This window comes from Billgrantia ethanolica (assembly GCF_021404305.1).
Classification (GTDB): Bacteria; Pseudomonadota; Gammaproteobacteria; order Pseudomonadales; family Halomonadaceae; genus Halomonas; species Halomonas ethanolica.
The window spans coordinates 541,980-567,523 of record NZ_JABFTX010000003.1 but is presented as its reverse complement, the minus strand read 5'-3'; the positions used below and the strand labels follow the sequence as shown (position 1 = coordinate 567,523).

General features: G+C 64.1%; 22 protein-coding genes and 8 tRNA genes. 14 read left to right on the top strand and 16 right to left on the bottom strand.

Annotated features, from left to right (window positions below; genetic code table 11):
* The first annotated feature begins 159 nt into the window (after positions 1-159).
* From HOP53_RS15840 to HOP53_RS15830, 3 genes are all read left to right on the top strand, one after another.
* Positions 160-246, top strand: a tRNA-Leu gene (locus HOP53_RS15840).
* 33 nt (positions 247-279) lie between these two features.
* Positions 280-366 (top strand) — tRNA-Leu (locus HOP53_RS15835).
* A 79-nt stretch (positions 367-445) separates the two neighbouring features.
* Positions 446-532: transfer RNA gene (locus tag HOP53_RS15830), tRNA-Leu, on the top strand.
* 122 nt (positions 533-654) lie between these two features.
* On the opposite strand, the gene HOP53_RS15825 is transcribed toward HOP53_RS15830, so the two are convergent.
* The 5 genes from HOP53_RS15825 to coxB form a co-directional block, all read right to left on the bottom strand.
* Positions 655-1,539: a DNA/RNA non-specific endonuclease gene (locus tag HOP53_RS15825; protein ID WP_234270928.1), complete on the bottom strand. Its 885-nt coding sequence runs from the start codon at positions 1,537-1,539 to the stop codon at positions 655-657.
* 86 nt (positions 1,540-1,625) lie between these two features.
* Complete coding sequence (locus HOP53_RS15820) at positions 1,626-1,901, bottom strand: Lrp/AsnC family transcriptional regulator (protein ID WP_234270927.1); 276 nt, start codon at positions 1,899-1,901, stop codon at positions 1,626-1,628.
* 132 nt (positions 1,902-2,033) lie between these two features.
* On the bottom strand, positions 2,034-2,384 hold the full coding sequence (locus HOP53_RS15815) for a hypothetical protein (protein WP_234270926.1): 351 nt from the start codon (positions 2,382-2,384) through the stop codon (positions 2,034-2,036).
* The gene (ctaD, locus tag HOP53_RS15810; protein ID WP_234270925.1) at positions 2,381-4,912 is read right to left on the bottom strand and encodes a cytochrome c oxidase subunit I; all 2,532 of its coding nucleotides are present in this window, start codon (positions 4,910-4,912) and stop codon (positions 2,381-2,383) included. Before ctaD ends, HOP53_RS15815 begins: the two co-directional genes overlap by 4 nt.
* Positions 4,909-5,928, bottom strand: coding sequence for a cytochrome c oxidase subunit II (coxB, locus tag HOP53_RS15805; protein WP_234270924.1), 1,020 nt, complete (start codon positions 5,926-5,928; stop codon positions 4,909-4,911). The genes ctaD and coxB overlap by 4 nt, the downstream gene beginning before the upstream one ends.
* A gap of 81 nt (positions 5,929-6,009) precedes the next feature.
* Between coxB and HOP53_RS15800 the strand changes: the two genes are divergently transcribed.
* Positions 6,010-6,477: a DUF2231 domain-containing protein gene (locus HOP53_RS15800; RefSeq protein WP_234270923.1), complete on the top strand. Its 468-nt coding sequence runs from the start codon at positions 6,010-6,012 to the stop codon at positions 6,475-6,477.
* 47 nt (positions 6,478-6,524) lie between these two features.
* On the opposite strand, the gene HOP53_RS15795 is transcribed toward HOP53_RS15800, so the two are convergent.
* Positions 6,525-6,944 carry a CopD family protein gene (locus tag HOP53_RS15795; protein WP_234270922.1) on the bottom strand — a complete coding sequence of 140 codons (420 nt, stop codon included), beginning with the start codon at positions 6,942-6,944 and terminating at the stop codon, positions 6,525-6,527.
* A gap of 348 nt (positions 6,945-7,292) precedes the next feature.
* On the opposite strand from HOP53_RS15795, the gene HOP53_RS15790 reads away from it, so the two are divergent.
* Positions 7,293-7,664, top strand: coding sequence for a high-potential iron-sulfur protein (locus HOP53_RS15790; RefSeq protein ID WP_234270921.1), 372 nt, complete (start codon positions 7,293-7,295; stop codon positions 7,662-7,664).
* Positions 7,665-7,745: 81 nt separating this feature from the next.
* Here the strand turns inward: HOP53_RS15790 and HOP53_RS15785 are convergent, their stop codons facing one another.
* The 10 genes from HOP53_RS15785 to HOP53_RS15740 form a co-directional block, all read right to left on the bottom strand.
* The gene (locus HOP53_RS15785; RefSeq protein ID WP_234270920.1) at positions 7,746-9,302 is read right to left on the bottom strand and encodes a SpoVR family protein; all 1,557 of its coding nucleotides are present in this window, start codon (positions 9,300-9,302) and stop codon (positions 7,746-7,748) included.
* 18 nt (positions 9,303-9,320) lie between these two features.
* Positions 9,321-10,604, bottom strand: a complete 1,284-nt coding sequence (locus HOP53_RS15780; RefSeq protein WP_234270919.1) for a YeaH/YhbH family protein — start codon at positions 10,602-10,604, stop codon at positions 9,321-9,323.
* A gap of 23 nt (positions 10,605-10,627) precedes the next feature.
* Positions 10,628-12,550, bottom strand: coding sequence for a PrkA family serine protein kinase (locus tag HOP53_RS15775; protein ID WP_234270918.1), 1,923 nt, complete (start codon positions 12,548-12,550; stop codon positions 10,628-10,630).
* Positions 12,551-12,974: 424 nt separating this feature from the next.
* Positions 12,975-15,011 carry an FAD-dependent oxidoreductase gene (locus HOP53_RS15770; protein WP_234270917.1) on the bottom strand — a complete coding sequence of 679 codons (2,037 nt, stop codon included), beginning with the start codon at positions 15,009-15,011 and terminating at the stop codon, positions 12,975-12,977.
* A gap of 193 nt (positions 15,012-15,204) precedes the next feature.
* Positions 15,205-15,281, bottom strand: a tRNA-Asp gene (locus HOP53_RS15765).
* A gap of 3 nt (positions 15,282-15,284) precedes the next feature.
* A tRNA-Val gene (locus HOP53_RS15760) sits at positions 15,285-15,361 on the bottom strand.
* A gap of 40 nt (positions 15,362-15,401) precedes the next feature.
* Positions 15,402-15,478: transfer RNA gene (locus HOP53_RS15755), tRNA-Asp, on the bottom strand.
* Positions 15,479-15,504: 26 nt separating this feature from the next.
* A tRNA-Asp gene (locus tag HOP53_RS15750) sits at positions 15,505-15,581 on the bottom strand.
* Between the two features lie 54 nt (positions 15,582-15,635).
* Positions 15,636-15,711: transfer RNA gene (locus HOP53_RS15745), tRNA-Val, on the bottom strand.
* A 148-nt stretch (positions 15,712-15,859) separates the two neighbouring features.
* Positions 15,860-16,492, bottom strand: coding sequence for an alpha/beta family hydrolase (locus tag HOP53_RS15740; protein WP_234270916.1), 633 nt, complete (start codon positions 16,490-16,492; stop codon positions 15,860-15,862).
* Positions 16,493-16,742: 250 nt separating this feature from the next.
* On the opposite strand from HOP53_RS15740, the gene ccoN reads away from it, so the two are divergent.
* The 9 genes from ccoN (at position 16,743) to HOP53_RS15695 (ending at position 25,497) form a co-directional block, all read left to right on the top strand.
* Positions 16,743-18,170: a cytochrome-c oxidase, cbb3-type subunit I gene (ccoN, locus tag HOP53_RS15735; RefSeq protein ID WP_234270915.1), complete on the top strand. Its 1,428-nt coding sequence runs from the start codon at positions 16,743-16,745 to the stop codon at positions 18,168-18,170.
* Positions 18,171-18,192: 22 nt separating this feature from the next.
* Complete coding sequence (ccoO, locus tag HOP53_RS15730) at positions 18,193-18,801, top strand: cytochrome-c oxidase, cbb3-type subunit II (RefSeq protein WP_234270914.1); 609 nt, start codon at positions 18,193-18,195, stop codon at positions 18,799-18,801.
* Positions 18,802-18,803: 2 nt separating this feature from the next.
* Positions 18,804-19,043, top strand: coding sequence for a cbb3-type cytochrome oxidase subunit 3 (locus HOP53_RS15725; protein ID WP_234270913.1), 240 nt, complete (start codon positions 18,804-18,806; stop codon positions 19,041-19,043).
* Positions 19,040-19,969 carry a cytochrome-c oxidase, cbb3-type subunit III gene (gene ccoP, locus HOP53_RS15720; protein WP_234270912.1) on the top strand — a complete coding sequence of 310 codons (930 nt, stop codon included), beginning with the start codon at positions 19,040-19,042 and terminating at the stop codon, positions 19,967-19,969. Before HOP53_RS15725 ends, ccoP begins: the two co-directional genes overlap by 4 nt.
* Positions 19,970-20,097: 128 nt before the next feature.
* A complete protein-coding gene (gene ccoG / locus HOP53_RS15715) occupies positions 20,098-21,552 on the top strand; it encodes a cytochrome c oxidase accessory protein CcoG (protein ID WP_234270911.1) in 1,455 nt (484 codons plus the stop codon).
* Positions 21,549-22,064 (top strand): FixH family protein, encoded by a 516-nt coding sequence (locus HOP53_RS15710; protein ID WP_234270910.1) that lies wholly within the window; start codon positions 21,549-21,551, stop codon positions 22,062-22,064. Before ccoG ends, HOP53_RS15710 begins: the two co-directional genes overlap by 4 nt.
* A gap of 30 nt (positions 22,065-22,094) precedes the next feature.
* Entirely contained in the window at positions 22,095-24,566 is a 2,472-nt protein-coding gene (locus tag HOP53_RS15705; RefSeq protein ID WP_234270909.1) for a heavy metal translocating P-type ATPase, read from the top strand.
* Positions 24,563-24,796, top strand: coding sequence for a cbb3-type cytochrome oxidase assembly protein CcoS (ccoS, locus tag HOP53_RS15700; protein WP_234270908.1), 234 nt, complete (start codon positions 24,563-24,565; stop codon positions 24,794-24,796). Before HOP53_RS15705 ends, ccoS begins: the two co-directional genes overlap by 4 nt.
* On the top strand, positions 24,796-25,497 hold the full coding sequence (locus HOP53_RS15695) for a sulfite exporter TauE/SafE family protein (RefSeq protein ID WP_234270907.1): 702 nt from the start codon (positions 24,796-24,798) through the stop codon (positions 25,495-25,497). Before ccoS ends, HOP53_RS15695 begins: the two co-directional genes overlap by 1 nt.
* Positions 25,498-25,544: the final 47 nt, after the last annotated feature.

The window sequence follows — 25,544 nt, the reverse complement described above, 5'->3', positions numbered from 1 at the left end:
TTGCTAATAGAGTCATTTGTCATGCCCGCATTATAGCGCCGGTAGTGGCGGTTCCCAACCATGACGGCTAAACCAGGCGTAGATTGAGCCTGGCATTCGACTCTTTTACCGCCTAGGCTCTTGCATTGGCCCACAAATTGGGTAAGATACGCGTCGCCTGCCCAGATGGCGGAATTGGTAGACGCGCTAGCTTCAGGTGCTAGTGTCCTTACGGACGTGGAGGTTCAAGTCCTCTTCTGGGCACCATCGCTCTTTATTTAGCTCGAATCGCTCGTGTTCGCCCAGGTGGCGGAATTGGTAGACGCGCTAGCTTCAGGTGCTAGTATCCTTACGGATGTGGAGGTTCAAGTCCTCTCCTGGGCACCATCCCAGAGGCGCGAACACGACAGCGGCATAGAATAGCAGTTGCGATAAGACAGTAGCGAAAGCACGACAGGCATGATGCGCCCAGGTGGCGGAATTGGTAGACGCGCTAGCTTCAGGTGCTAGTATCCTTACGGATGTGGAGGTTCAAGTCCTCTCCTGGGCACCACTGCTCTACGAGCAGATCGCGTCATGCAGGTTGAAACATCGCCAAAGCGAATAAAGAGAACCGCGACTGATCGCGGTTTTTTTTGTGCCCGAATGCCTCCCTGACTCAGTATCTGGCCCACCTCAATATCTGGAGGGAAGCCGCGCCACCTCTTCGAGCGCCCACCCCGATGCCACCACCTCTCCCTCCAACACCTCGGCGACCTCCTCGGGCAGCCGCGGGAAGAAGTTGAGCCCGGTACGCGCCTCCACCTCATCGATGGTCACCAGGTAGTCGTCCAGCGGTTCGTCGCCGCGCACCTCCTGGGGCATGATGAAGGCTAGCGCCATGGGCTCCTCGGCCGGCACCACGACGATCTTGTAGAACGCCTCGGGAATCTCGACCAGCCCTACCCGGTTGGTCACGTTGTCGAGGAAGCGCTCGGGAAAGACCGGACCGGTGATCACCTGGACCACGCCGAAGCGCGGCACGAAGTGGTCGATCACCACCTCTTCCAGGCGCTGCCACAGACGGCGGTTGAGGTCGGGACGCTGGGGCGAGATATTGCTCATCAGGAACGACTGCTCCTGGGCCTGACGCCCGTGCACCACGGCAATGGCGTAGTTGGGTGCCAGGTGGCCGCGGTCGTAGCCGCTGCCGAAGTAGCTGTCGGCGGCAATCGGCCACAGGGTCCGCCAGTCGCGGCGAAAGTCTGGCCTGGGCGCCGCCCGACGTTCCTCCACGTCATGCAGCAGATAGCTCACCCATAGCGGATTGACCCGCACGTCCGACCAGCCCACCAGGAAGCCGTCGTTGCGCAGCACACGATGTACGGTCAGCGGGGTCAGGGTGTCCCAGGTGGGCACGCCCATCCAGCTCAGCTGGTCGCGGTACTCCTGCTCCTGGGTGTACCACAGGCCGCTGCCGACCAGCACGAAAACGAGAGTAATGCCGAATTGGCGAACGCGGGAGCGCCAGCGCGGCAGTACGGCGCGACGCCGCCGGCCACGGGTTCGTGTCAAAGCCATGAAGTCATCCGCAGGGGAGCCACTGCCGGTACATCCGGGTACCGGCTCGATACGGTTGTGAGTGGGTGGCAGTCGCTAGCGAATTGCTACCAGCCGAGCGAGAACATGGTCTCGAGATCGTGCTTGGAGTGCACCTGCATGGCGTTGAGGGTCTCGGTATCGCGAATGCCTTCTACGGCATTGAGGCGCCCGGTGACCAGCTCGGCCAGGCTTTCGAAGTCACGCGTGCGGGCGATCGCCACCAAATCGTAGCGACCGCAGGTGGAGTAGACCTCGCTGATGCCTTCGACGTCGGCGAGCCGCTCGGCTACCGCCTTGACCTGCCCCTTCTCGGTGTTGATCAGAATCACGGCGTTCTGCATCGAGCACCCTCCCCGTTGGTAAAATCCTGCGGCCAGGCATCGCCGCACTGGCGCGAGTATAGCAGGCCCACTCCGGCGGCTGAATCGCCGCGCTCTCTTTGCGCCGCTCGCCTACCCCCGAGGTTGCCGCCCTTACAGGCACGGCGGCAGGAACACGATGGGGTAGCCGACGAACAGGGTGCTGCCCGCCGAAAACAGAAACATCCCGGCCGAGATATAGGCGAAGTAGCACTCGCGGCGCACCTCCGCCCTACGGCCTGCCGACACGCTGGCCCAGCTCAGCCACAGCAGCAGCGCGGTGGTGACCAGAGTGGCCACGCCGACACCCAAGTTGATGCCGGTGAGCATGTCGCTCCCGGGTTCGGGGGGAGCCACCGAGCAGGCCACCGAGAGCCCGGCATAGATCGCCACGAACCAGATGCCCCAGATCGTCAGCCCGCTGACCAAATGGATCGGATGGGTGAGTTTCAGCAGACGCCTCATGCACCACCTCCCAGCACGGTCGGCAAGACCCAGATGGCCACGAACAGGCTCCAGTAGACCACCAGGTGGTAGTACCACAGGCGCAGCACCACCACCGGCTCCAGCGGCGTCTCGACGCTGACGTAACCATAGCCGACGCGCAGCCCCTGGAGGAGGCACAGTATCGCCCCCAACGACGCCAGAATGAGCACGTAGCACAGCGCCACGAACAGTGTGGCATCATGCGCCGTCTCGGTAGGCGCCAGTCCCGCGCGCCACATCACCGCCACGATCAGCAGTGTCTGCAGGGTACCCAGACCACCCGCCAGATACATCATCATGCCGAGCCCGCCCCTCTCGCGGCGGCGCAAGCGACGCACCACCTTGGCCAGCAGCAGCGTGCCCAGCGTCAGCGCCACGCCTGCCGCCACCAGCAGCAGCGGCGAAAGCGGAGAGCTCTCCGGCATCTGCCACTCAGGCGCCACCACCCACAAATAGAACCAACCGAACAGCAGCGACAGATAGAGCGAGCCGTTGGCCAGGTGGGAGACCGACATGCACCAGACGCCGGGCCCGTTCATGGTGTGGTAGTGCAGCGGCGGATCGGTGGGCGCCATCGACGCCTCGGGCGCCTTGCCAGGATGCGCGCAGTTCTCCCACGACCAGCGCAGCAGCAGTACCACACCGATCACGACTGCGACGGCGGCCAGCCAGTAGACTCGCGCCAGCAAGCTGATACACACCACGGCCAGCGCCAGCGAGGAGAACAGCGGCCACCAGGAGTTGCTCGGCAGATGAATGGTTTCGCGCAGCTTGCCGGTCAATGCATCGCTGCCCCAGGTCTCCCGGCGGCCATGCTCGATGGTGGCGAGGCCATGCTGCCCCTCGTAGATGGTGCGCGAGAGCTCGGGTTTCTCCCACAGCGGATGACGCGTCTCCACCGCCGGCAGACTGACGAAATTGTAGGCCGTGGGGGGCTTGGGCATGGCCCACTCCAGAGTATCGGCGCCCCACGGATTCTGCGGCGCCTTCTTGCCGAAGCGGAAATGCAGCGCGATGTCGAGAATCAGCAGTGCCACGCCGGCGGACATCATGAAGCCACCCACCGAGGAGATCAGGTTATAGATGTCCCAGCCCATGGCGGTATCGTAGGTGAACACCCGCCGGCGCATGCCCAGCAGCCCGGTCCAGTGCATGACCAGGAAGGTGACGTTGAAGCCGAGGAAGATCAGCCAGAAGCTCCACTTGCCCAGACGCTCCGATGGCATGCGCCCCGATACCTGAGGTAGCCAGTAGTAGAGCCCGGCCATGAGCGGGAACAGCATGCCCCCCACCAGCACGTAGTGCATGTGGGCGACCACGAAATGAGTGTCGTGCACCTGCCAGTTGAACGGCACCAGGGCCAGCATGACGCCGGTCAACCCGCCCAGCACGAAGATGACCAGGAAACCGACGATCCACAGCATCGGCAGCGTCATCCTCGGCCGGCCCAGCCACAGCGTGGAGAGCCAGACGAAAATCTGGATGGCGGTGGGAATCGCCACCAGCATGCTGGCCGCCGAGAAGAAGGCCAGCGCCAGCTGCGGTATGCCCAGGGTGAACATGTGATGCACCCAGAGCCCGAAGCTGACGAAGCCCATGATGATGATCGCCGCCACCACCCAGCCGTAGCCGACGATGGGGCGCCCGGCGAAGACTGGGATCAAGGTCGAGACGATACCCGCCCCCGGCAGGAAGATGATGTAGACCTCGGGGTGACCGAACAGCCAGAACAGATGTGCCCACAGCACCGGGTCGCCGCCGCCGGCCACCTCGAAGAAGGGCATGCCGGCGGCGCGCTCCAGCTCGAGCAGAATGCTGCCGAGGATCAGCGGCGGAAAGCCGACCACGATCATCAATGCCATGGCCAGGATATACCAGGCGAACAGCGGCATCTTGTGCAGCGCCATGCCCTGGGTACGAGTGCGCAGAATCGACACCACCAGCTCGACGCCGGCGGAGAGCGCCGATATCTCGACGAAGGTGATGCCCAGCAGCCAGAAATCGGAGCCCGGCCCGGGCGAGTACTCGCCGCTGCTGAGCGGGGTGTACATGAACCAGCCGCTGGCCGGCGCCATCTCCAGGATCATGCTGGAAGCGAGAATGATGCCGCCGAACAGATAGCAGTAGTAGCCGAAGGCGGTCAGCCGCGGACACACCAGGTCGCGAGCCCCGATCATCTTGGGCATCATGTAGATCGCCAGCCCCTCGAGAATGGGGATGGCAAACAGGAACATCATCACCGTGCCATGCATGGTGAAGACCTGGTTGTAGATCTCGTGAGACATGAAGTCGTTGTCGGGGAAGGCCAGCTGAGTGCGGATCAGCATCGCCAGCAGGCCACCGATCAGAAAGAAGATCGCCCCGGTGACCATGAAGCGCAGACCGACGGTGGTATGGTTCACCACGGTCAAGGCCCGCCAGCCGGTGGGGTTACCCCACACCTCGTCCATTCCCTTGTGCAGTCGCCGAAGCTCGGGCGTCAGCGTCGCGTCCTTGATCTCGCTCATGGTTCCATCGTCTCCAGCCAGGCTCCGATATCCTGCAGCGTCTCGGTGTCGATATGGTTATGCGGCGGCATCCTGTTGCCGGGCTTGAGCAGCTGGTGGTGCTCCAGCCAGTAGGCGATGGCCCCCTCTTCCATGGGCAGCACTCCAGCCCCCAGGGTGGGGCGGGAGCCGATGTCGGTCAGGTTGGGGCCGACCATGTCGTAAGTGACCTCATCGGCAATGAGCTCCTGCGGAAAACCGTCGACGGTGTGGCAGGCCGCGCAGTGCTCGCCGAAGGCCTGTCGCGCCTCGTCGAAGCCTGCGCGAGGCTCGGGGGGAGTACGGCGCTCGGCCAGCCAGGCATCGTATTCCTCCCGCGGCATCGCCTCGACGTGCAGCAGCATGTTGGTGTGCTGGGCACCGCAGTACTCGGCGCACTGGGCGCCGAAGACGCCGGGCACGTCGGCTTCGAGACGAATGATCGAATGCCGTCCCGGCACCATGTCGCGCTTGCCGCCGAGACGCGGGATCCAGAAGGCGTGGATCACATCCGCGCTGACCAGGCGGAAGTCGACCGGCTCGCCGGCCGGCATCACCAGCCGGTTGGCGGTGATCACGTCGGGCTCGCCGTTCTCACCGGGATAGCGGACCTCCCACCACCACTGGTGCCCCACCACTTCGATGAGTTCGGCCTCACCCTCCGGCAGCGGCAGGGGAATCATGCTGCGGCCGGTCGGGGCGGCGAAAACCAGCAGCGCAATGATGCTGGCCAGCGGCAGCGCGATCCCGCCTCCAACCACCCAGCGCAGCATGATGCGCTGCTCCTCCCGCGGCGTTCGCTGGGGCTGCTCGTCACGGCGGAAGGTATACAGCCAGAGCGCGAAGAGAACCAGCGCCACGACCGCACTGAAACCAAGCATGGCCCACCACACCCAGAACTGATGGCGAGCGGCAGGACCGGAAGGGTCGAGGATCGACATTTCCCCTGCACAGCCGGCCGGCAGTGCCGCCAGCGGCAGCACTGCCCATGAGGCCAAGCGCCTCCAGCGGTTGACCCACTGCCGGACAGGGCGTTGAATGCCAGAGAGACCCCTGGAACGATCGCAAAGGACGCGAACATGGCTGAACAACCGAGACGCTCGATAAAAAGCCGTGCTGCCATTGGCGGGCACCCCCTTCACCCCACCATGGTGCACTTTCCCATTGCCTGCCTGATGCTGGTGGTGGGCAGCGACGCCCTCTTCCTGTTTACCGGCGATCCGTTCTGGGCACGCACCAGCCTGTGGCTGGCCGGCATCGGCGCTCTGGGCGGCTGGGTTGCCAGCATCGCCGGCCTGACCGACCTGATCACTGTGAAGCAAATCCGTGACATGATCCTGGGCTGGTGTCACGCCATCCTGGCGGTGATGATGCTGTCGCTGGCCTCGCTCAACTGGCTGTGGCGTTACCTCTACCCCACCGATCTGCTGCCCTGGGCCGTTGGCCTGACGCTGATGACGGCGGGACTGATCGTGCTGGCAGGGATTCTCGGTGGCATGCTCGTCTACGACGAGGCGGTAGGCGTCGAAATCGACGACAAGTGTTGACCGAGCATGGCGGGTCGAGTGGCGCATGTGACTCTCCTTGTCATGCCTCAATCGAATGGCTTGCTGAGTACCAGCACGAGAACGGCAAGCATGAGCGAGGCGGCGACGGCGGCCACCAGCGCGCTTGCCGGCACCAGGAAGCGGCGTCGGTCACGCTCCAGGCGCACGATCAGTGCGCCGCACAGCACATGGCACAGCACCATGCCGCTCACGGCCGCCAGCTTCAGCACCAGCCAGCCGCCGACGAGCTGCGCCACGACGAACAGCAGCGTACCGCTCATGATCGCCACCAGGGCGAAGGGAGTGGCGATGTGAGTAAAAACGAAACGCAGCAGCGCCGGGGCGGAAACCTCGAATGAGCTGCCCGTCCGGGTTCGGGCACTGACCATCAGCATGGCCGGCAGGTACAGCAGCGAAGCACACCAGCACAACAGCGTGGCGATGTGCAGAATTTTCAACCACGGCATAACAGCATCCTTGCAGCAGCAGTGTTCACCCACACTATCGAATCTACCTTAGCGGTGCCAGCGCCATCGGCTGCGTTGGCCAGCGTCCCGCGCCCCTTTCATTCGCATTTCCTTACGTCGCCTCGCCTGCCGAAACCGCATGACACCAAACCGAAACGCAAGGCAAAATTCGGCAATTGCGCCACGGTTAAAAAGCGTGTTTCCTCCGCTTAACACTCGAGAACTTCACTCCCCCTTGCCGAGTCTGATAATCGAGCCGGTACGTCGTCTGTCCACTCGGCAGCTGCCCGGCCCGCAATGGGGTTCGTTCCATAACGACTTGACCGTGTCGAAGCAGGAGACCTCTCAATGGCCAAGAAGCATCCCATGGCCAAGAAGCATCCCATGGACAAGAAGCATCGCTCCCCGGCTCAGCAAAGCCGACGTGACTTCTTACGCAACAGCCTGCTGGGCATCGCCGTTCTGCCCCTGGGCGCCGGCGTTCTCTCGCGCCAGGCATTCGCCCAGACCCTGCCGAGGCTCAACCCCAACGACGAGCAGGCCCAGGCATTGAACTACGTGGAAGTGGCCGAGCGAGCCAGCGATCACCCCGCGTACGAGCGAGGCGAAACCTGCAGCAACTGCATGTTCTTCGAACGTCGCAGCGAAGGCTGCCAGCTCTTTCCACAGAATAGCGTCGAACCGGGCGGCTGGTGCCAGTCCTGGGTCACCGCCGACTGAGCCAGCCATGAGCCGAACCAGCCAAGCGGGAAAGCGTGCGGCTGCCGGCACGGCCCATGCTGCCCGGCGACACGCCGGGCACTACTCCTTGCCTTCTTCGTCCGGCAGCGGCCACTGATAGCGCCTGCCGATGCTGCCATCCGCCGCAATCGACTCCAGGCGTACTGGAAAGCCCCAGAGCTGGTGCAGATGGCGAATCACCGGGTAGACGCTGCGACCCAGCGGGCGCCGGCTATCCTGCACGTGGTGCAGGGTCAATGAGCGGTTGCCGCGGATGTCGGCTTCGTACACCTGGATATTGGGCTCCCGCAGCGACAGGGCGTACTGCGCGGCCAGCGCCTCCCGGATACGACGATAGCCACGCTCGTCGTGAATGGCCGCCACCTCCAGCATCTCCTCCTGATCGTCATCGACGATGCTGAACAGCTTGAGGTCGCGCATGACCTTGGGCGAGAGAAACTGCTGAATGAAGGATTCGTCCTTGAAGTTACGCATGGCGAAGTGCACCGCCTCCAGCCAGTCGCCGCCCGCCGTGTCGGGGAACCACTCACGGTCCTCGGCGGTGGGGTTTTGGCACATGCGCTTGATGTCGCTGAACATGGCGAAGCCCAGCGCGTAGGGATTGATGCCACTGTAGTACGGGCTGTCAAAAGCGGGCTGGCTGACCACGGCGGTATGCGACTGCAGGAACTCCAGCATCAGCCCCTCGTCGACCAGCCCTTCGTCGTAGAGCCGATTCATCAGGGTGTAGTGCCAGAACGATGCCCAGCCTTCGTTCATCACTTGGGTCTGGCGCTGGGGGTAGAAGTACTGCGCCAGCTTGCGCACGATGCGCACGATCTCGCGCTGCCACGGCGCCAGCAGTGGCGCGTTCTTCTCGAGGAAATAGAGCAGGTTCTCCTGGGGTTCAGGGGGGTAGCGCCCGCCCCCGCGCAGGCCCAGAGGGTCCTCGTCGCTGGCCAGGCTGCCGGGTAGCGCATCCGCCGCCTGACGCCCCGGAATGGTGCGCCAGAGGGTGTTGACCTGGGTCTGCAGGTACGCCTCGCGCTCCGCCTGGCGGCGGACCTCCTCCTCGGCTGAGATAGGCGAGGGCCGCTTGTAGCGATCGACACCGTAGTTCTGCAGCGCATGGCAGGCATCGAGCAGCTGCTCCACGGCAGTCACGCCATGGCGCTGCTCGCACTCGGCCACGTACTTGCGCGCGAATACCAGGTAGTCGACGATCGAACTGGCGTCCGTCCAGGTACGAAACAGGTAGTTGCCCTTGAAGAAGGAGTTGTGTCCATAGCAGGCGTGGGCCATGACCAGCACCTGCATCATCAGGGTGTTCTCCTCCATCAGGTAGGCGATGCAGGGGTCGGAGTTGATCACCAGCTCGTAGGCCAGCCCCATCTGGCCCCGCCGGTAGGCCTGCTCCACGGCCAGGAATTGCTTGCCGAACGACCAGTGATGGTAGCCCACCGGCATCCCCACGCTGGCATAGGCGTCCATCATCTGCTCGGTGGTGATGATCTCGATCTGGTTGGGGTAAGTGTCCAGCCGATACTCGTCGGCCAGCCTGGCCAACTCCTGCTCATACTCCTTGAGGGTCTCGAAGTTCCAGTCGGAACCGGTGGCGATCGGCTTGCGTCGGGTCATGAGACCTCCTCATCCACGTCAATGGGCGGCGCGGCGCTTGAACAGCTCACGGAACACCGGGTAGATATCGCCCGCCTCGACGATCTGGCGCATGGCGAAACGGTCGGGATGCTCGGCAGCCACCGTTTCGTACTCCTCCCACAGCGCCTGGTGGGCATGGGGCGTGATCTCCACGTAGGTGTAGTACTGCAGACGCGGCATCAGCTTCTTCATCAGCAGCTCACGGCAGTTCACCGAGTCGTCATCCCAGTTATCGCCGTCCGAGGCCTGGGCCACATAGAGATTCCACTGCGCTGGCGAGTAGCGCCGGGTGATGATCTCGTCGACCAGGGTCAGGGCGCTGGAGACGATGGTGCCGCCAGTCTCCCGCGAGTAGAAGAACTCCTCCTCATCGACCTCCTTGGCCGCGGTGTGGTGACGCACGAAGACCAGTTCGACTTTCTCGTAGTTGCGCTCGAGAAACAGATAGAGCAGCAGGAAGAAACGTTTGGCGATGTCCTTGTGGGCCTGGGTCATGGAGCCCGACACGTCCATGACACAGAACATCACCGCCTTGCTCGACGGTTGAGGCTGATTGACCAGATTGTTGTAGCGCAGGTCGTAGGTGTCGATGTAGGGCACCGCTTCGAGGCGCTTCTCGAGACGCTCGATCTCCGCCTTGAGTTCGGCGATCCGCGACGGGTTGCGCAGCACGGGATCCTTGCCTTCCTCCTCCTCCAGTGCCTCCTGCGCCTCGCGCAGGGCACGCCGGATCGGGGCCCGCATGGCGATGCGCCGGGCATACGCCTCGCGCATGGAGCGTACGATGTTGATCCGCGCCGGCACTCCGTCGCGTGTGACCCCGGCACGTACCGGCTTCACCTCGTCGAGATCCTTGAGCGCCTTGCGCTCCAGATGCGGCAGCTCAAGACCATCGAAGACGAAGTCGAGAAACTCCTCGCGGGTGAGGCTGAAGGCGAACTCGTCCATACCCTCGCCCTGGTTGGAGGCGTTGCCCTCGCCGGCGCCACCTCCGCCGCCGCCCCCGCCGGGGCGGCGCAGCTTGTCACCTTCGACGAACTCCTTGTTGCCGGGGCTGACGATGGTGCGCTTGCCGCCCGGCCCGTGCTGGAACACCGGCTCCGAGATATCACGGGTGGGAATCGAGACCTTCTCGCCCCGCTCCATGTCAGTAATGGAGCGGCGGTTGACGGCTTCCTCCACCGAACGCTTGATATGCGTCCGGTAGCGGTCGAGAAAGCGCTGACGGTTCACGGCGCTCTTGTTCTTGGCGTTGGCGCGTCGGTCGATGAAATAGGTCATGCTGACCTCCTGGCTCGCGCCGCTTATTGCGATTTACGCACCCGCAGGTACCACTCCGAGAGCAGCCGTACCTGCTTCTCGGTATAGCCACGCTCCTTCATGCGCGCCACGAAGTCTTCATGCTTCTTCTGATCCGCGGTGGATGCCTTGGCGTTGAAGGAGATCACCGGCAGCAGCTCCTCGGTGTTGGCGAACATCTTGTGCTCGATCACGCCGCGCAGCTTCTCGTAGGACTGCCAGCTGGGGTTCATGCCGTTGTTCTGCGCACGCGCCCGCAGCACGAAGTTGACCACCTCGTGACGGAAGTCCTTGGGATTGGAGATCCCGGCCGGCTTCTCGATCTTCTCCAGCTCCTCGTTGAGCGACTGACGGTTGAACAGCTCGCCGGTCTCGGGATCGCGATACTCCTGGTCCTGAATCCAGAAGTCGGCGTAGGTGACGTAGCGGTCGAAGATGTTCTGACCGTACTCGGAGTAGGACTCGAGATAGGCGGTCTGGATCTCCTTGCCGATGAAGTCGACGTAGCGTGGAGCCAGGAACTCCTTGATGTAGCGCAGGTAGCGTTCGAAGGTCTCCTTGGGCAGATGCTCCTGTTCGAGGCGCTGCTCGAGCACGTAGAGCAGGTGCACCGGGTTGGCGGCGATCTCGTGATTGTCGAAGTTGAACACCTTCGACAGGATCTTGAAGGCAAAGCGGGTGGAGAGCCCGTCCATGCCCTCGTCGACCCCCGCGGCATCGCGATACTCCTGGATCGACTTGGCCTTGGGATCGGTGTCCTTGAGGTTCTCACCGTCGTAGACCCGCATCTTGGAGTAGATGCTGGAGTTCTCCGGCTCCTTGAGCCGCGAGAGCACCGAGAACTGCGCCAGCATGCGCAGGGTATCGGGGGCACAGGGGGCCTGATTGAGCGAGGAGTGCTCGAGCAGCTTCTTGTAGATGTTGATCTCCTCGGTCACGCGCAGGCAGTACGGTACCTTTACGATGTAGACGCGATCGAGGAAGGCCTCGTTGTTGCGGTTGTTGCGGAACGCCTGCCACTCGCTCTCGTTGGAGTGAGCCAGCACGATGCCTTCGAAGGGGATCGCGCCCATGCCCTCGGTGGGGTTGTAGTTGCCCTCCTGGGTCGCCGTCAGCAGCGGGTGCAGCACCTTGATCGGTGCCTTGAACATTTCGATGAACTCCATCAACCCCTGGTTGGCCTTGCACAGGCCGCCGGAGAAGCTGTAGGCGTCCGGGTCATCCTGGGAGTAGAGCTCGAGTTGGCGAATGTCGACCTTGCCCACCAGCGAAGAGATGTCCTGGTTGTTCTCGTCGCCCGGCTCGGTCTTGGAGATGGCGATCTGGTTGAGCCGCGAGGGGTACAGACGCACCACCTTGAACTGCGAGATGTCGCCGCCGTACTCCTTGAGGCGCTTGGCCGCCCAGGGCGACATCACGCTCTTCACATAGCGCCGCGGGATGCCGTACTCCTTCTCCAGCAGCTCGCCGTCCTCCTCGGGAGAAAACAGCCCCAGCGGCGATTCGTACACCGGCGAGCCCTTGATGGCGTAGAACGGAATATGCTCCATCAGCAGCTTGAGCCGCTCCGCCAACGACGACTTGCCGCCACCCACCGGGCCGAGCAGATAGAGGATCTGCTTGCGCTCCTCGAGCCCCTGGGCGGCGTGGCGGAAGTAGGCCACGATCTGCTCGATCGCCTCTTCCATGCCGTAGAACTCGGAAAAGGCCGGGTAGCGTCGGATCACCTTGTTGGAAAAGATTCGGGAGAGCCGCGGATCCTTGGCGGTGTCGATCACCTCGGGTTCGCCGATGGCCTTCAGCATCCGCTCGGCGGCGCTGGCGTAGGCCATGGGGTCCTCACGACACAGCTCCAGGTACTCCTGCAGGGGGATTTCCTCCTGCTGGACACGAGAGAAGCGGTTCTGCACATGGTCGAAGATGCTCATCGAAGCCTCCTGTTTGCCTTACCCCCCCAGGCCATCCAATCGGGTGGCCGCCGCGGGTTACTCATCAGCCTAGTCACTTCGGGGCGCAGTGGGCGGCAAATAATCAACGCAAGGGTAGGATAACCATGAGAACGCAGGGCATGCCAAGGGTTCGATGACGGATCGAAAGATGCTTAAACGTTATTAGGACGCAGCCCACGATCGCCCGTATCGCCATCCCAAACGCATGGCAAAGGTCATGCCTCGATGGGGCAACAGGCGCCATACGCGGGCCAAGGCATACAAGAGCGAAGAATCATGAAGGCGAGCGACAGCGAGACGGCAGGCTGCCAGTCGGCGCATCGGACAAGCGCGACCGGCAGCCAATGGAGAAGCGGGTCTATCAGCTTAGCGGTTCGACCAGACTGAGCTGTCAACGCAGCGGCTACAGCCCTGCCGCCACGCGAGTGCCCTGATCGATGGCACGCTTGGCGTCGAGCTCGGCGGCCTCATCGGCGCCACCGATCAGATGCACCGCCACGCCGGCCTCCTTGAGTGGCTCGAGAAGTTCGCGCACAGGGTCCTGGCCGGCGCAGATCACCACGCTGTCGACTTCGAGCAGACGCGGCTCTCCGCCCAGACGGATGTGCAGGCCGTCGTCGTCGATGCCCATGTATTCGCAGCCCGCCAGCGTCTCCACGTTGCGGTGGCGCAGCGACATGCGGTGCACCCAGCCGGTGGACTTGCCCAGCCCCTTGCCGGGCTTGGAGGCCTTGCGCTGCAACAGGAAGACCTGCCGCGGCGTCTCCGGCCGCTCGGGCGCACGCAGGCCGCCGCGCTCGGCGACGCCGAGGTCGACGCCCCACTCGGCGCACCAGGCGTCACGATCGAGCGAGGGATGCCCCACGTGGGTCAGCAGCTCGGCCACGTCGAAGCCGATGCCGCCGGCACCGATGATCGCTACACGCCGTCCAACCCGCTCGGGGTGCTGGATCGCCATGGGGTAGCTCATCACTTTGGGATGTTCGATGCCCGGCAGCTCGAGTCGCCGCGGGCGCACGCCGGTGGCCAGAATCACCGCGTCGAAATCGCGCAGCGTCTGCACGTCGGCCTCGACGCCCAGCCTCACCGTGACGCCCAGCTTGTCGAGCATTACCTTGAAGTAGCGCAGCGTCTCGTCGAACTCCTCCTTGCCGGGGATCTTGCGCGCCAGGTTGAACTGACCGCCCAGCTCCCCGGTGCGCTCGAACAGCACCACGCGGTGGCCGCGGCGAGCCGCAGTGAGCGCCGCCGCCAGCCCCGCCGGACCGCCACCGACCACGGCGACGTCGCACGGCGCCTCGGCCGCCTCGATGACGAGTTCGGTCTCGTGGCAGGCCTGAGGGTTGACCAGGCAGGAAGTGAGCTTGCCCTGGAAGGTATGGTCCAGACACGCCTGGTTGCAGGCGATGCAGGTGTTGATCTCGTCGTCGCGCCCTTCGGCCGCCTTGGCGACCCAGGCCGGATCGGCGAGGAAGGGGCGTGCCATGGAGACCATGTCGGCATGGCCTTCGGCCAGCACGCGCTCGGCCACCTCCGGCATGTTGATGCGGTTGGTGGTGATCAGCGGTATGGCGAGTTCGGCCTTCATGCGCCGGGTGACCTCGGTGAAGGCCGCCCGCGGCACGCTGGTGACGATGGTGGGTACGCGGGCCTCGTGCCAGCCGATGCCGGTATTGATCAGGCTGGCGCCGGCAGCCTCGATGGCACGTCCCAGGGTCACCACCTCTTCCCAGGTGCTGCCCTCTTCCACCAGGTCGATCATCGACAGGCGGAAGATGATCAGGAAGTCGTCGCCCACCGCCTGACGAATGCGCGACACGATCTCGACGGCGAAACGCATGCGGTTGTCGAAAGCTCCGCCCCAGCGGTCGTCACGATGATTGGTGCGCAGGCACAGGAACTGATTGATCAGATAGCCCTCGGAGCCCATCACCTCGACGCCGTCGTAGCCTGCCTCCCGGGCCAGCGAGGCGCAGCGCACGTAGGCCTCGATCTGGCGTTCCACCTCGGCGTCGCTGAGCTCATGCGGCACGAAGGGGTTGATTGGCGCCTGGAGCGGTGACGGCGCGACCAGCTCGGGAGAGTAGGCGTAGCGGCCGGCATGCAGGATCTGCATGCAGATGCGCCCGCCCTCGGCATGCACGGCGTCGACCACGCCGCGATGATCGGCCACCTGCTCGGCGCGCTCCAGCGTGGCCGCCCCCTGGAATACCGCCCCTTCGGGGTTGGGCGCGATGCCGCCGGTGACGATCAAGCCGACACCGGCACGGGCACGTTCGGCATAAAACGCCGCCAGGCGGGCGAAGCCGTTCGGCGCCTCTTCCAGGTTGGTATGCATGGAGCCCATCAGCACGCGGTTGGGCAGTGTCAGATGGCCCACCTCGAGCGGACGAAAAAGATGAGGATAGCGCACGCCGAACTCCTCCTTGGGTCGAGTCACGGTCAATTTCAAACAACTGTATGATAGCTGAACGACAGGCGCAAAAGAAAAAGCGGCACATACGCCGAAGGGCGAAGCGAGCCTGGCACGCCGCGGGCAACAACCGCAGCGCTGCAAGCCAGCGTGGGCCGGCGGAGGGAGTATAGTCGATACGAAAAGGCCCCGAGCCTTGGGCTCGGGGCCTGAAATCGAATGGCGGACCGGACGGGACTCGAACCCGCGACCTCCGGCGTGACAGGCCGGCATTCTAACCGACTGAACTACCGGTCCGCGTGGTGGGTGATACCGGACTCGAACCAGTGACCCCCAGCATGTGAGGCTGGTGCTCTAACCAACTGAGCTAATCACCCACGCATATCGCAACTTGCGAAAACTGCAAAACAGGCATCATGGCGGACCGGACGGGACTCGAACCCGCGACCTCCGGCGTGACAGGCCGGCATTCTAACCGACTGAACTACCGGTCCACAGCTGATGAACTGCCTGGAAACGATGGCGGACCGGACGGGACTCGAACCCGCGACCTCCGGCGTGACAGGCCGGCATTCTAACCGACTGAACTACCGGTCCGCTGCTTGCTTCCTACGTGCCCAGGTTCTAGCCATCGACCCTGCTCGGGCGCGATGGTGGGTGGTACAGGGTTCGAACCTGTGACCCCCAGCTTGTAAGGCTGGTGCTCTCCCAGCTGAGCTAACCACCCCTGGTCACGTGGCGCTGAATTCTACAGAGATCCGCTGCCTTGTCAATGCCTTTGCGGCGCCACAGGGAAGCATGGGGGTTGCCACGGGGACGCTCGCGGCGCTGAATCCGGCTACACGCCGCATCATCCGTGAATTTGCCCACTGCGTCTAATGATGGGCTTTCATGAAAGCGGCAATCGTGGCGGCACCCTCTTCGATCAACGCCGCCTGGCTTCGACCCGATGAGCGTCGCGGCGTCCAGTCATGGTCACCATCGCTGAGCCAGTGCACCTTTACATGCTCGGGCAATGCGTAGCCCTCGACCTCTTCCCGCGTGCCGAACGGGTCGCGGGTGCCCTGCACCACCAGAGTGGGACACTCGATCGACGGCCAGTGCGACAGGCGCAGGCGCTCGGGCTTGCCGGGCGGATGAAAGGGGTAGCCGCACAGCACCAGGCCGGCCACTTCCTCGCTCGCTGCCAGCAGACTGGCCACGCGTCCGCCCATCGACTTGCCCCCGAGCCACAGAGTACCCCCTTCAGGCCGTGTCAGAATGTCGCACCACTGTGACAACTCCTCTACCAGGCGGTCTATACGCGGTGGTGGTATTCGCCTGCCTTCACGCTGCATCCGCTGCATGTAAGCGAACTCGATTGCCAGGGTTTGAACGCCATGGTGCGCGAGCATCTCGCGTATCCGGCTCATATATGGAGACTGCCGGCCAGCCCCCGCGCCATGGGCGATCAGCAGGCAACCGCCGCTGCCATCACCCTTCACTTCGAGTGGTCCTATCGCTTCCACGAACCAGCTCCCGAGGCGCTCTTTCGGCGTCCATTCACGCAGTCGAGCAGAATCGATGGGCAACGCCTCTTTCGGCAAAAAGTCCGACACGCGTCAAATTCCCATACCAGTTTCACCTATATCCTTGTTTCAGTCTGTCAGACGGCTGCGCTAGAATCCGCTCTGATTTCTGACCTGAATCACCCACCCGGGAGCACCGAGTGGCAGACGCCACCACGAGTTCTCGACACGCGTTCTATGGGAACCTGACATGAGCACAGCATTAGAACACCCGACCTACAACTACAAGGTAGTTCGGCAGTTTGCGATCATGACGGTGGTGTGGGGCATCGTGGGCATGCTCATCGGTGTCATTCTTGCCGCACAGCTGATCTGGCCGCAACTCAACCTCGATCTGCCTTGGACCAGCTTCGGCCGTCTGCGCCCGCTGCACACCAACGCCGTCATTTTTGCCTTCGGCGGTTCGGCGCTCTTCGCCACTTCCTACTACGTGGTACAGCGCACCTGCCAGACGCGCCTGTTCTCCGACAAGCTGGCGGCCTTCACCTTCTGGGGCTGGCAGGCGGTGATTCTGTCGGCAGTGGTCACGCTGCCGCTGGGCTACACCACCACCAAGGAGTACGCCGAGCTCGAGTGGCCGATCAACATCCTGATCGCCGTGGTCTGGGTCAGCTACGCCATTGTCTTCCTGATGACCGTCAAGCAGCGTAAGACCTCCCACATCTACGTGGCCAACTGGTTCTTTGCCGCCTTCATCCTGACCGTGGCCGTGCTGCATATCGTCAACAATGCGGCGATCCCGGTCACCTTGATGTACTCCACCTCGATCTACGCCGGCACCATCGACGCCATGGTCCAGTGGTGGTACGGCCACAACGCGGTGGGCTTCTTCCTGACCGCCGGCTTCCTCGGCATGATGTACTACTTCGTGCCCAAGCAGGCCGAACGCCCGATCTACTCCTACCGCCTGTCGATCGTGCACTTCTGGGCCCTGATCATGATCTACATGTGGGCCGGCCCGCACCACCTGCACTACACCGCGCTGCCCGACTGGGCGCAGTCGCTGGGCATGGTGATGTCGATCATCCTGCTCGCGCCTTCCTGGGGCGGCATGATCAACGGCATGATGACCCTCTCTGGCGCCTGGCATAAGCTGCGCACCGATCCGACTCTGCGCTTCCTGGTGGTGGCCCTGTCGTTCTACGGCATGTCCACCTTCGAAGGCCCGATGATGGCCATCAAGACGGTCAACGCCCTGTCTCACTATACCGACTGGACCATCGGCCACGTGCACGCCGGCGCTCTGGGCTGGGTGGCGATGATCACCATCGGCTCCATGTACCACCTGATTCCGCGCCTGTTCGGCCGCACCGAAATGCACTCGGTCGGACTGATCGCCGTGCACTTCTGGCTCTCCACCATCGGCACCGTACTCTACATCGCTTCAATGTGGGTCAACGGCATCCTGCAGGGCCTGATGTGGCGCGCCATCAACCCCGACGGCACCTTGATGTACACCTTCATGGAATCGGTCGAGGCCAGCGGCCCCGGCTATATCGTTCGCCTGATCGGCGGTCTGTTCTGGGTCGTGGGCATGCTGATCATGGCTTACAACGTCTTCATGACCATCAAGCGCAGCGAAGCCGTCACCCAGCAGCCGATTCCGCAGTCTGCCTGAGCAACCGGGGATACCGACGCCAATGAAACACGAGATTGTCGAAAAGAACGTAGGCCTGCTCGCTGTGCTGATCCTGGTGGTGATCAGTTTCGGCGGCCTGGCCGAAATCGTACCGCTGTTCTTCCAGAAGCAGACCACGGAGCCGGTGGACGGGCTGCGCCCGCTTACCGCCCTGGAGTTGGAGGGCCGTGACATCTATCGCCGCGAAGGCTGCGTCGGCTGTCACTCGCAGATGATCCGCCCGTTCCGCGCCGAGACCGAGCGCTACGGCCACTACAGCGTCGCTGGCGAATTCATCTACGAGCACAACTTCCTGTGGGGCTCCAAGCGCACCGGCCCGGATCTGGCTCGCGTCGGCGGCCGCTACAGCGACGACTGGCACCGTGCCCACATGTACAACCCGCGCGACGTGGTACCCGGCTCGATCATGCCGGCATACCCGTGGCTGTTCGAGCGCACCCTCGACGGCCGCGACACGCCGCGCAAGATGCAGGCGCTCCGCCGGCTGGGCGTGCCCTACACCGATGAGGACATCGAGGGCGCCACGCGTGAAGTACGCGGTCAGCAGGAGATCACCGCGCTGGTGGCCTATCTGCAACAGTTGGGGACCGTGCTCGAGGGCACGCGCTGATCATGGATACCGGCACCTTTCGCGGCATCATCACCGGCATTCTGATCATCGCCTTCCTGGGCATTACCTGGTGGGCCTACTCCCGGCGACGCAAGCCGGATTTCGACGAAGCGGCCAACCTGCCCTTCGCCGAGGACGACGAGCAAAGCAACCGTGACAGCAGCGCCTCGCAGCAGCGCTCCAATCGCGCGCAGGCAAGCGAAGCCGATTCCCGCCAAGACAGGGGAGACAAAAACACATGAGCAACTTCTGGGATGACTCCCTTTCCGGGTTCTGGAGTGCGTGGATCATCGTACTGACGCTGGGCTCCATCGCCTTCGCTTTCTGGATCCTATACGCCAACCGCAAGACCGACAAGGTGCCGGATGCCGATGGCAACGTGGAAACCACCGGTCATGCCGCCGACGAGATCGAGGAGTACGACAACCCGCTGCCGCGCTGGTGGTTCCAGCTCTACGTGGCCACGGTGATTTTCAGCCTTGGCTATCTGCTGCTCTATCCCGGCCTTGGCAACTTCACCGGTCTGCTGGGCTGGACGCAGGAGGGCCAGTGGGAGCAGGAAGTGGCCCGCGCCGAGGAGCGTTTCACGCCGATCTTCGCCCAGTATCAGGAGATTCCAATCCCCGAGCTGGCGCAGGACGCCGAGGCGATGCAGGTAGCCGAGCGCATCTACTTGAACAATTGCGCGGTGTGTCACGGCGCCAACGCCCGCGGCGGCTACGGCTTCCCCAACCTGACCAACGACGATTGGCTCTACGGTGGCGAACCCGAGCAGATCATGACCTCTCTGATTCGCGGTCGTAACGGCCTGATGCCCTCGTTCCAGAGCCTGGGTGAGGGCAACATCGAGCGAGTCACTCAGCACGTACTGTCGCTGTCAGGCCTGGAACACGATGCCGAACAGGCCGAGCAGGGCGCTGCGGTCTACGCTTCGGTGTGTGCCGCCTGTCATGGTCAGGAGGGCACCGGCAACACGGCCCTGGGCGCACCCAACCTGACCAACGACATCTGGCTCTACCAGGCGCCCGGTCAGAGCGTGGCCGACTCGGTCCGCCAGACGCTGCGCAACGGCCGCAACGGGCACATGCCGGCACAGGAGGCCTACATCGGCGAAGAGCGCGTTCACCTGGTGGCGGCTTACGTCTACAGCTTGCGCTTCCGCGACTGACGTTTCCCGCCCGGGCAGGCAGTGCGACCCACCGTCGCACTGCCCTGCCAAGTGACGGGCTCTCGATACAATGAAGCCACTTCATTGCCTTCCCCATACGGGCCGCCGTCGCCCGTCGCGAGTCCGAAATGAGCGATAAGATTCCCACGCGTGATGTGACCCCGGGTCCGGTGGGGCATCATATACCCCATGCCTCGGAACAACAGGCCACGGTGCAACAGGAGATGTACGCCAAGCGGCGCCACATCTACGTGCGCGAGATCAAGGGGCTGTTCCAACGAGTGCGCCGTGTCGCCAACTGGCTGTTGATGCTGGCCTTCTTTGGCCTGCCCTGGCTCACCTGGGGCGATCGACCGCTGATCTGGTTCGATCTGCCGGGGCGCGAATTCCACATCTTCGCCGCCACCTTCTACCCGCAGGAGTTCATTCTGTTATCGTGGCTGCTGATCATCTGCGCCTTCGGCCTGTTCTTCATCACCGTTTTCGCCGGCCGGGTGTGGTGCGGCTACACCTGCCCGCAGAGCGTGTGGACCTTCCTCTACATCTGGGTGGAGCACCGCCTGGAGGGTTCGCGCAATCGGCGCATCAAGCTCGACAACCAGCCGATGAACCTCGACAAGGCCTGGCGCAAGAGCGCCAAGCACGTCGTCTGGCTGGCCATCGCACTGGCCACCGGCGTCAGCTTCGTCGGCTATTTCACCCCCATCCGCGAGCTGGTGGTCGAACTGCCCACACTCGAGGCTCACGGCTGGTCCTACTTCTGGGTCGGCTTCTTCCTGGTCTTCACCTATCTCAATGCCGGCTGGCTGCGCGAGCAGGTATGCATCTACATGTGCCCCTACGCCCGCTTCCAGTCGGTGATGTTCGATGCAAATACACTGATCGTGTCCTACGACACGACACGCGGCGAACCCAGGGGCTCGCGCAAGAAGAGCCTTAGCCATGCCGAGGCGCGCGCGGCCGGCCACGGCGACTGCATCGACTGCGATCTGTGCGTGCAGGTCTGCCCTACCGGCATCGACATCCGCAAGGGCCTGCAATACGAATGCATCACCTGTGCCGCCTGTATCGATGCCTGCGACAGCGTGATGGATCGCATGAACTATCCGCGCGGGCTGATTCGCTATACCACCGAGAACGCTCTGGAAGGCAAGCGCTCCCATATCCTGCGTCCCCGCCTGCTGGGCTACTTGGCCGCGCTCACGGTGATGGTCGGCCTGTTCGTGTGGGCGCTGGGCGACCGCATGCCGCTCAACGTGGAGGTGGAGCGCGAGCGCGGCCAGCTCTACCAGATGACCCGTGACGGGCGCATCAGCAATGTCTATACCTTGACGGTACGTAACCTCGATGACCGCGACCACACCTACCGGCTGGAGGTGAGCGGCCTGCCCGATCTGGAGCTCGACACCGAGACGCTACGGGTAGCGGCCGGCACCACCCGGCTGTTTGCGGTACAGATCACCGCCGCCCCGGAGGTGCTGACACTGCCCAGCCATCCCATCCAGCTCAACCTTCGATCCCTTGACGACGAGCGCATTACGCTCGAACGCGATACCCGCTTCATCGGTGAAGCACGGAGATGACCATGACGACCCCTTCCCCCTGGTACAAGCAGTTCTGGCCGTGGTTCCTGCTCGGCCTGCTGTTCACCTCGATCTTCGGCAGTTCGACCCTGGCCGTGATGGCGATTCGTACCGCCGACGGCCTGGTGCAGGAGGATTACTACGAGCACGGTCGCGCCATCAACATGGTGCTGGCCAAGCAGCAGCGTGCCGAGGAGCTCGACCTGGTTGCCAATCTGCGTATCGATCCCATGACCAGCGACATCATCGTCCAGCTCGACGGTGCAGAGCGCCCCGAGCGACTCTACCTGAAGCTGATCTTCCCCACCGTGGGCGACCGCGATCAGGAGATCGTGCTGGAGCACGTGCGTGAAGGTCACTACCTGGGACAGGCACCTGACAACCTGCGCTACCGCTGGTACCTGCAGCTTCACCCCAGCGCGGAGCAGCCCGAATGGCGCCTGGTCGGCGAAGGCAGCTTCCCCAGCGACGAAGAGTTCGCGCTGACGCCCGGGCTGCCGTCGCGTGGTTAATCGCCTTATCTCGCCTTGCCAAGCGCCGACATGAGCCATTCAGCCAGCGCGGCCGATACCGCCGTCGACAGCTGCTACCACTGCGGCAGCCTGGTGCCCGCCGGGGCACCATGGTCGATCACGCTCGACGAGCGTGATCACCCGCTGTGCTGCCCCGGCTGCGAGGCGGTGGCCCATGCCATCGTCGACGGCGGACTTGGAAGCTACTACCGCTTTCGCACCGAGCTGCCCGAACGTCCCGACGAGCGCCAGGCGGTCAAGGCCGAGACCTGGGCGGTCTTCGACGACCCGGGCCTGCAGCGCCAGTTCGTCCACGCCGACGGCGACCAGGTCCATGCCACCCTGGCGGTGGACGGCATCACCTGCGCCGCCTGTGCCTGGCTGATCGAGCACCGCCTCAACGACCTGGAGGGCGTCACCTCCAGCGCCGTCAATCTGAGCCACCATCGCGTCCGCGTGGCCTGGGACCCGGCACGCCTCAAGCTCTCGCGCATCCTCGCCGAGATGGCCGCCATCGGTTACAGCGCCCAACCCTACGAACCGGATGCCGCCCAGCAGCGGCTGCAGTTCGAGGAGCGCATGAACATCCGCCGACTGATCGTGGCGGCGGTGGGCATGGCTCAGGTGATGATGTTCTCGATTCCCATCTATATGACCGCCCCCGGCGAGATCAGTGAGGACTTCTACGCCCTGTTCCACTGGCTGTCGTTCGCCCTGGCCACGCCGGTGGTGTTCTTCTCGGCCATGCCCTTCTTCCGCAATGCCGTACGCGACCTGCGCACCCGGGTGCTGGGCATGGACGTACCCGTTTCCATCGCCATCGGTGGGGCCTACCTTGCCAGCGGCTATGCAGTGATTGCCGACACCGGCGAGGTGTACTTCGATTCGGTGGCGATGTTCACCTTCTTTCTACTGTTCGGGCGCTACGTGGAAGCCCGCGCACGGCGCCGCAGCGGCCACACGGGCAACATCATGGCCGGTGCCCTGCCGCTTTCGGCGGTGCGCCTGGAGGCCAACGGCGAAGAGCGCATCCTGCCAGCCAGCGAGCTCGTCGCCGGCGACCGGGTGATCGTCAAGCCCGGCCACGGGGTGCCCGCCGACGGCGTCATCGAAGAGGGCGAGTCGAGCCTCGATGAGTCGATGCTCACCGGCGAATACCTGCCGGTGACCCGGCGCGCCGGCGACAGCGTTACCGGCGGCAGTCAGAACATCGAAAGCCCGCTGATGGTTCGCGTGACCCACGCCGGCAAGGACGCCCGAGTGGCCAGCATCGTCGACCTCACCGATCGCGCCTTTGCCAGCCGTCCGCGCCTGGCCCAGCTGGCCGCACGCATGTCGCATCTGTTCGTGCTGCGTCTGCTGGTGGTGACCGTGTGCGTGACCACCGCCTGGTGGTTCATCGACCCCAGCCGCATGCTGTGGGTGATGCTCTCGGTACTGGTGGTGACCTGCCCCTGCGCCCTGGCGCTGGCCACGCCCACCGCACTTACCGCGGGGCACGGCCAGCTGCGCCGCCGGGGTATATTGATCACCCGCGCTGACGCCATCGAGTCGCTGTCACAGGTCGACCGGGTGATCTTCGACAAGACCGGCACCCTGACCTGCGGCGAGATGCAGCTCATCGACACTCGCCCCCTGGACGCAATCACCGACGAGCGGGCCCGTACCATCGCCGCCACCCTGGAAGCCCATTCGGAGCACCCCATCGCCCGTGCCTTCCGCCCCTGGCGCCAGGCCACGGTGGATGCCAGCGACAGAACCAGCCGTACCGGTCAGGGGGTCGAGGGGGTGATAGACGGCAAGCGCTGGCGCCTGGGACGCGCCGACTTCGTTGCGCCGGGTCATGCCCTGCCCCTCCCGGGGGAAGGCCAGTGGCTGCTGCTCGGCGAAGAGGGTGAGCCCCGTGCCTGGTTCGCCCTGCGCGACAGGCTGCGTGAAGACGCGGCGGAAACCGTCGCCGTACTGAAGGCCCGCGGTATCCAGGTCGAGCTGCTCTCCGGCGATACCACCGAGGCCGTGCGCGCCATGGCTGAGCACTTGGGCATCGAGACCTGGCGGGCCGGCGCCAGCCCGGAAGGCAAGCTGGCACGCATTCGCGATTGCCAGGCAGCCGGCGAGAAGGTCGCGATGATCGGCGACGGCATCAACGACGTTCCGGTGCTGGCCGGCGCCGACGTGTCAATTGCCATGAACGGCGCCACCGACCTGGCCCGCACCAGCGCCGACGCCGTGTTGCTGAGCCCGCGCCTGTTGCGTATCGTCGAGGCGATCGAGATCGCCCGTGCCACCCGACGCATCATGCGCCAGAACATGATCTGGTCGGTGTGCTACAACTTCTCGGCGCTGCCGCTGGCCGCTATCGGTATCGTGCCGCCCTGGGTCGCGGCGCTGGGCATGTCGGGTAGCTCGCTGGTGGTGGTAGGCAATGCGCTGCGGCTCAACCGCTTCCGGCTACGCCCCGCTCCGCTGCCGGCTCCCGAAGCACGACTGGTGAACGCATGACCATTCTGTACCTGCTCATTCCGCTGTCGCTGATTCTGCTCGGCCTGGCCGTGTGGGCCTTCTTCTGGGCAGTGAAGAACGATCAGTTCGAGGATCTGGAGGGCCCCGCCCACCGCATCCTCTTCGATGAGGACGAGAACGACTTGTCGCCGGAGGAGCGAGAAAGGCGCCGCCAGGCCACGCGCCGCAAGCCGTCCGAAAAGGGTGACGACGGCCCGGCGGAACACTAATGGACCCGACAGGACTCGGCCTGCCGCCGCTGCTGGCGGCGTTCGTCTTCGGCCTGCTCGGCGGTGCGCACTGCATCGGCATGTGCGGCGGCATCATGAGCGCGCTGACCTTCGCCGTGCCCCCCAGCATGCGCAGCCCCGCCCGTCTCTCGGGGCTGCTGCTCGGCTACAACCTTGGCCGCATCCTGAGCTACATGGCCGCCGGCGCCCTGGTCGCCTCGCTCGGTACCCTGGTGGCGCTGACGCCGGCAGCCCGCGCGGGTCTGCAGGCACTCGCCGCCATCATGCTGATTCTGATGGCGCTCTACATTGCCAACTGGTGGAAAGGCCTGCTCAAGGTGGAGGCGCTCGGCCGCCATCTCTGGCGCTACCTGGAGCCCTTCGGCAAGCGCCTGATGCCCGTGGTGAAGGTGCCGCAGGCCATCGCACTGGGCGCCGTCTGGGGCTGGTTGCCGTGCGGGCTGGTCTATTCGATGCTGGCCTGGAGCCTGGCCACGGCCGATCCACTGTTCGGCGCTTCGCTGATGGCGGCCTTCGGCCTCGGCACCCTGCCCTCGCTGCTGGTGACCGGCTTCGCCGCGCGTCAGCTGAGCGCCCTGATCCGGCACCCGACAACCCGAGCCCTGGCCGCACTGACCATCATCGGCTTTGCCCTGTGGCAGATTTCCATGTTGCTGCCGCTGAGTGCGCCAGGTCACTGAAGCGGCTTCTCCGGCACGCCATTCTCACGTCATTTTGACGCAGCTCA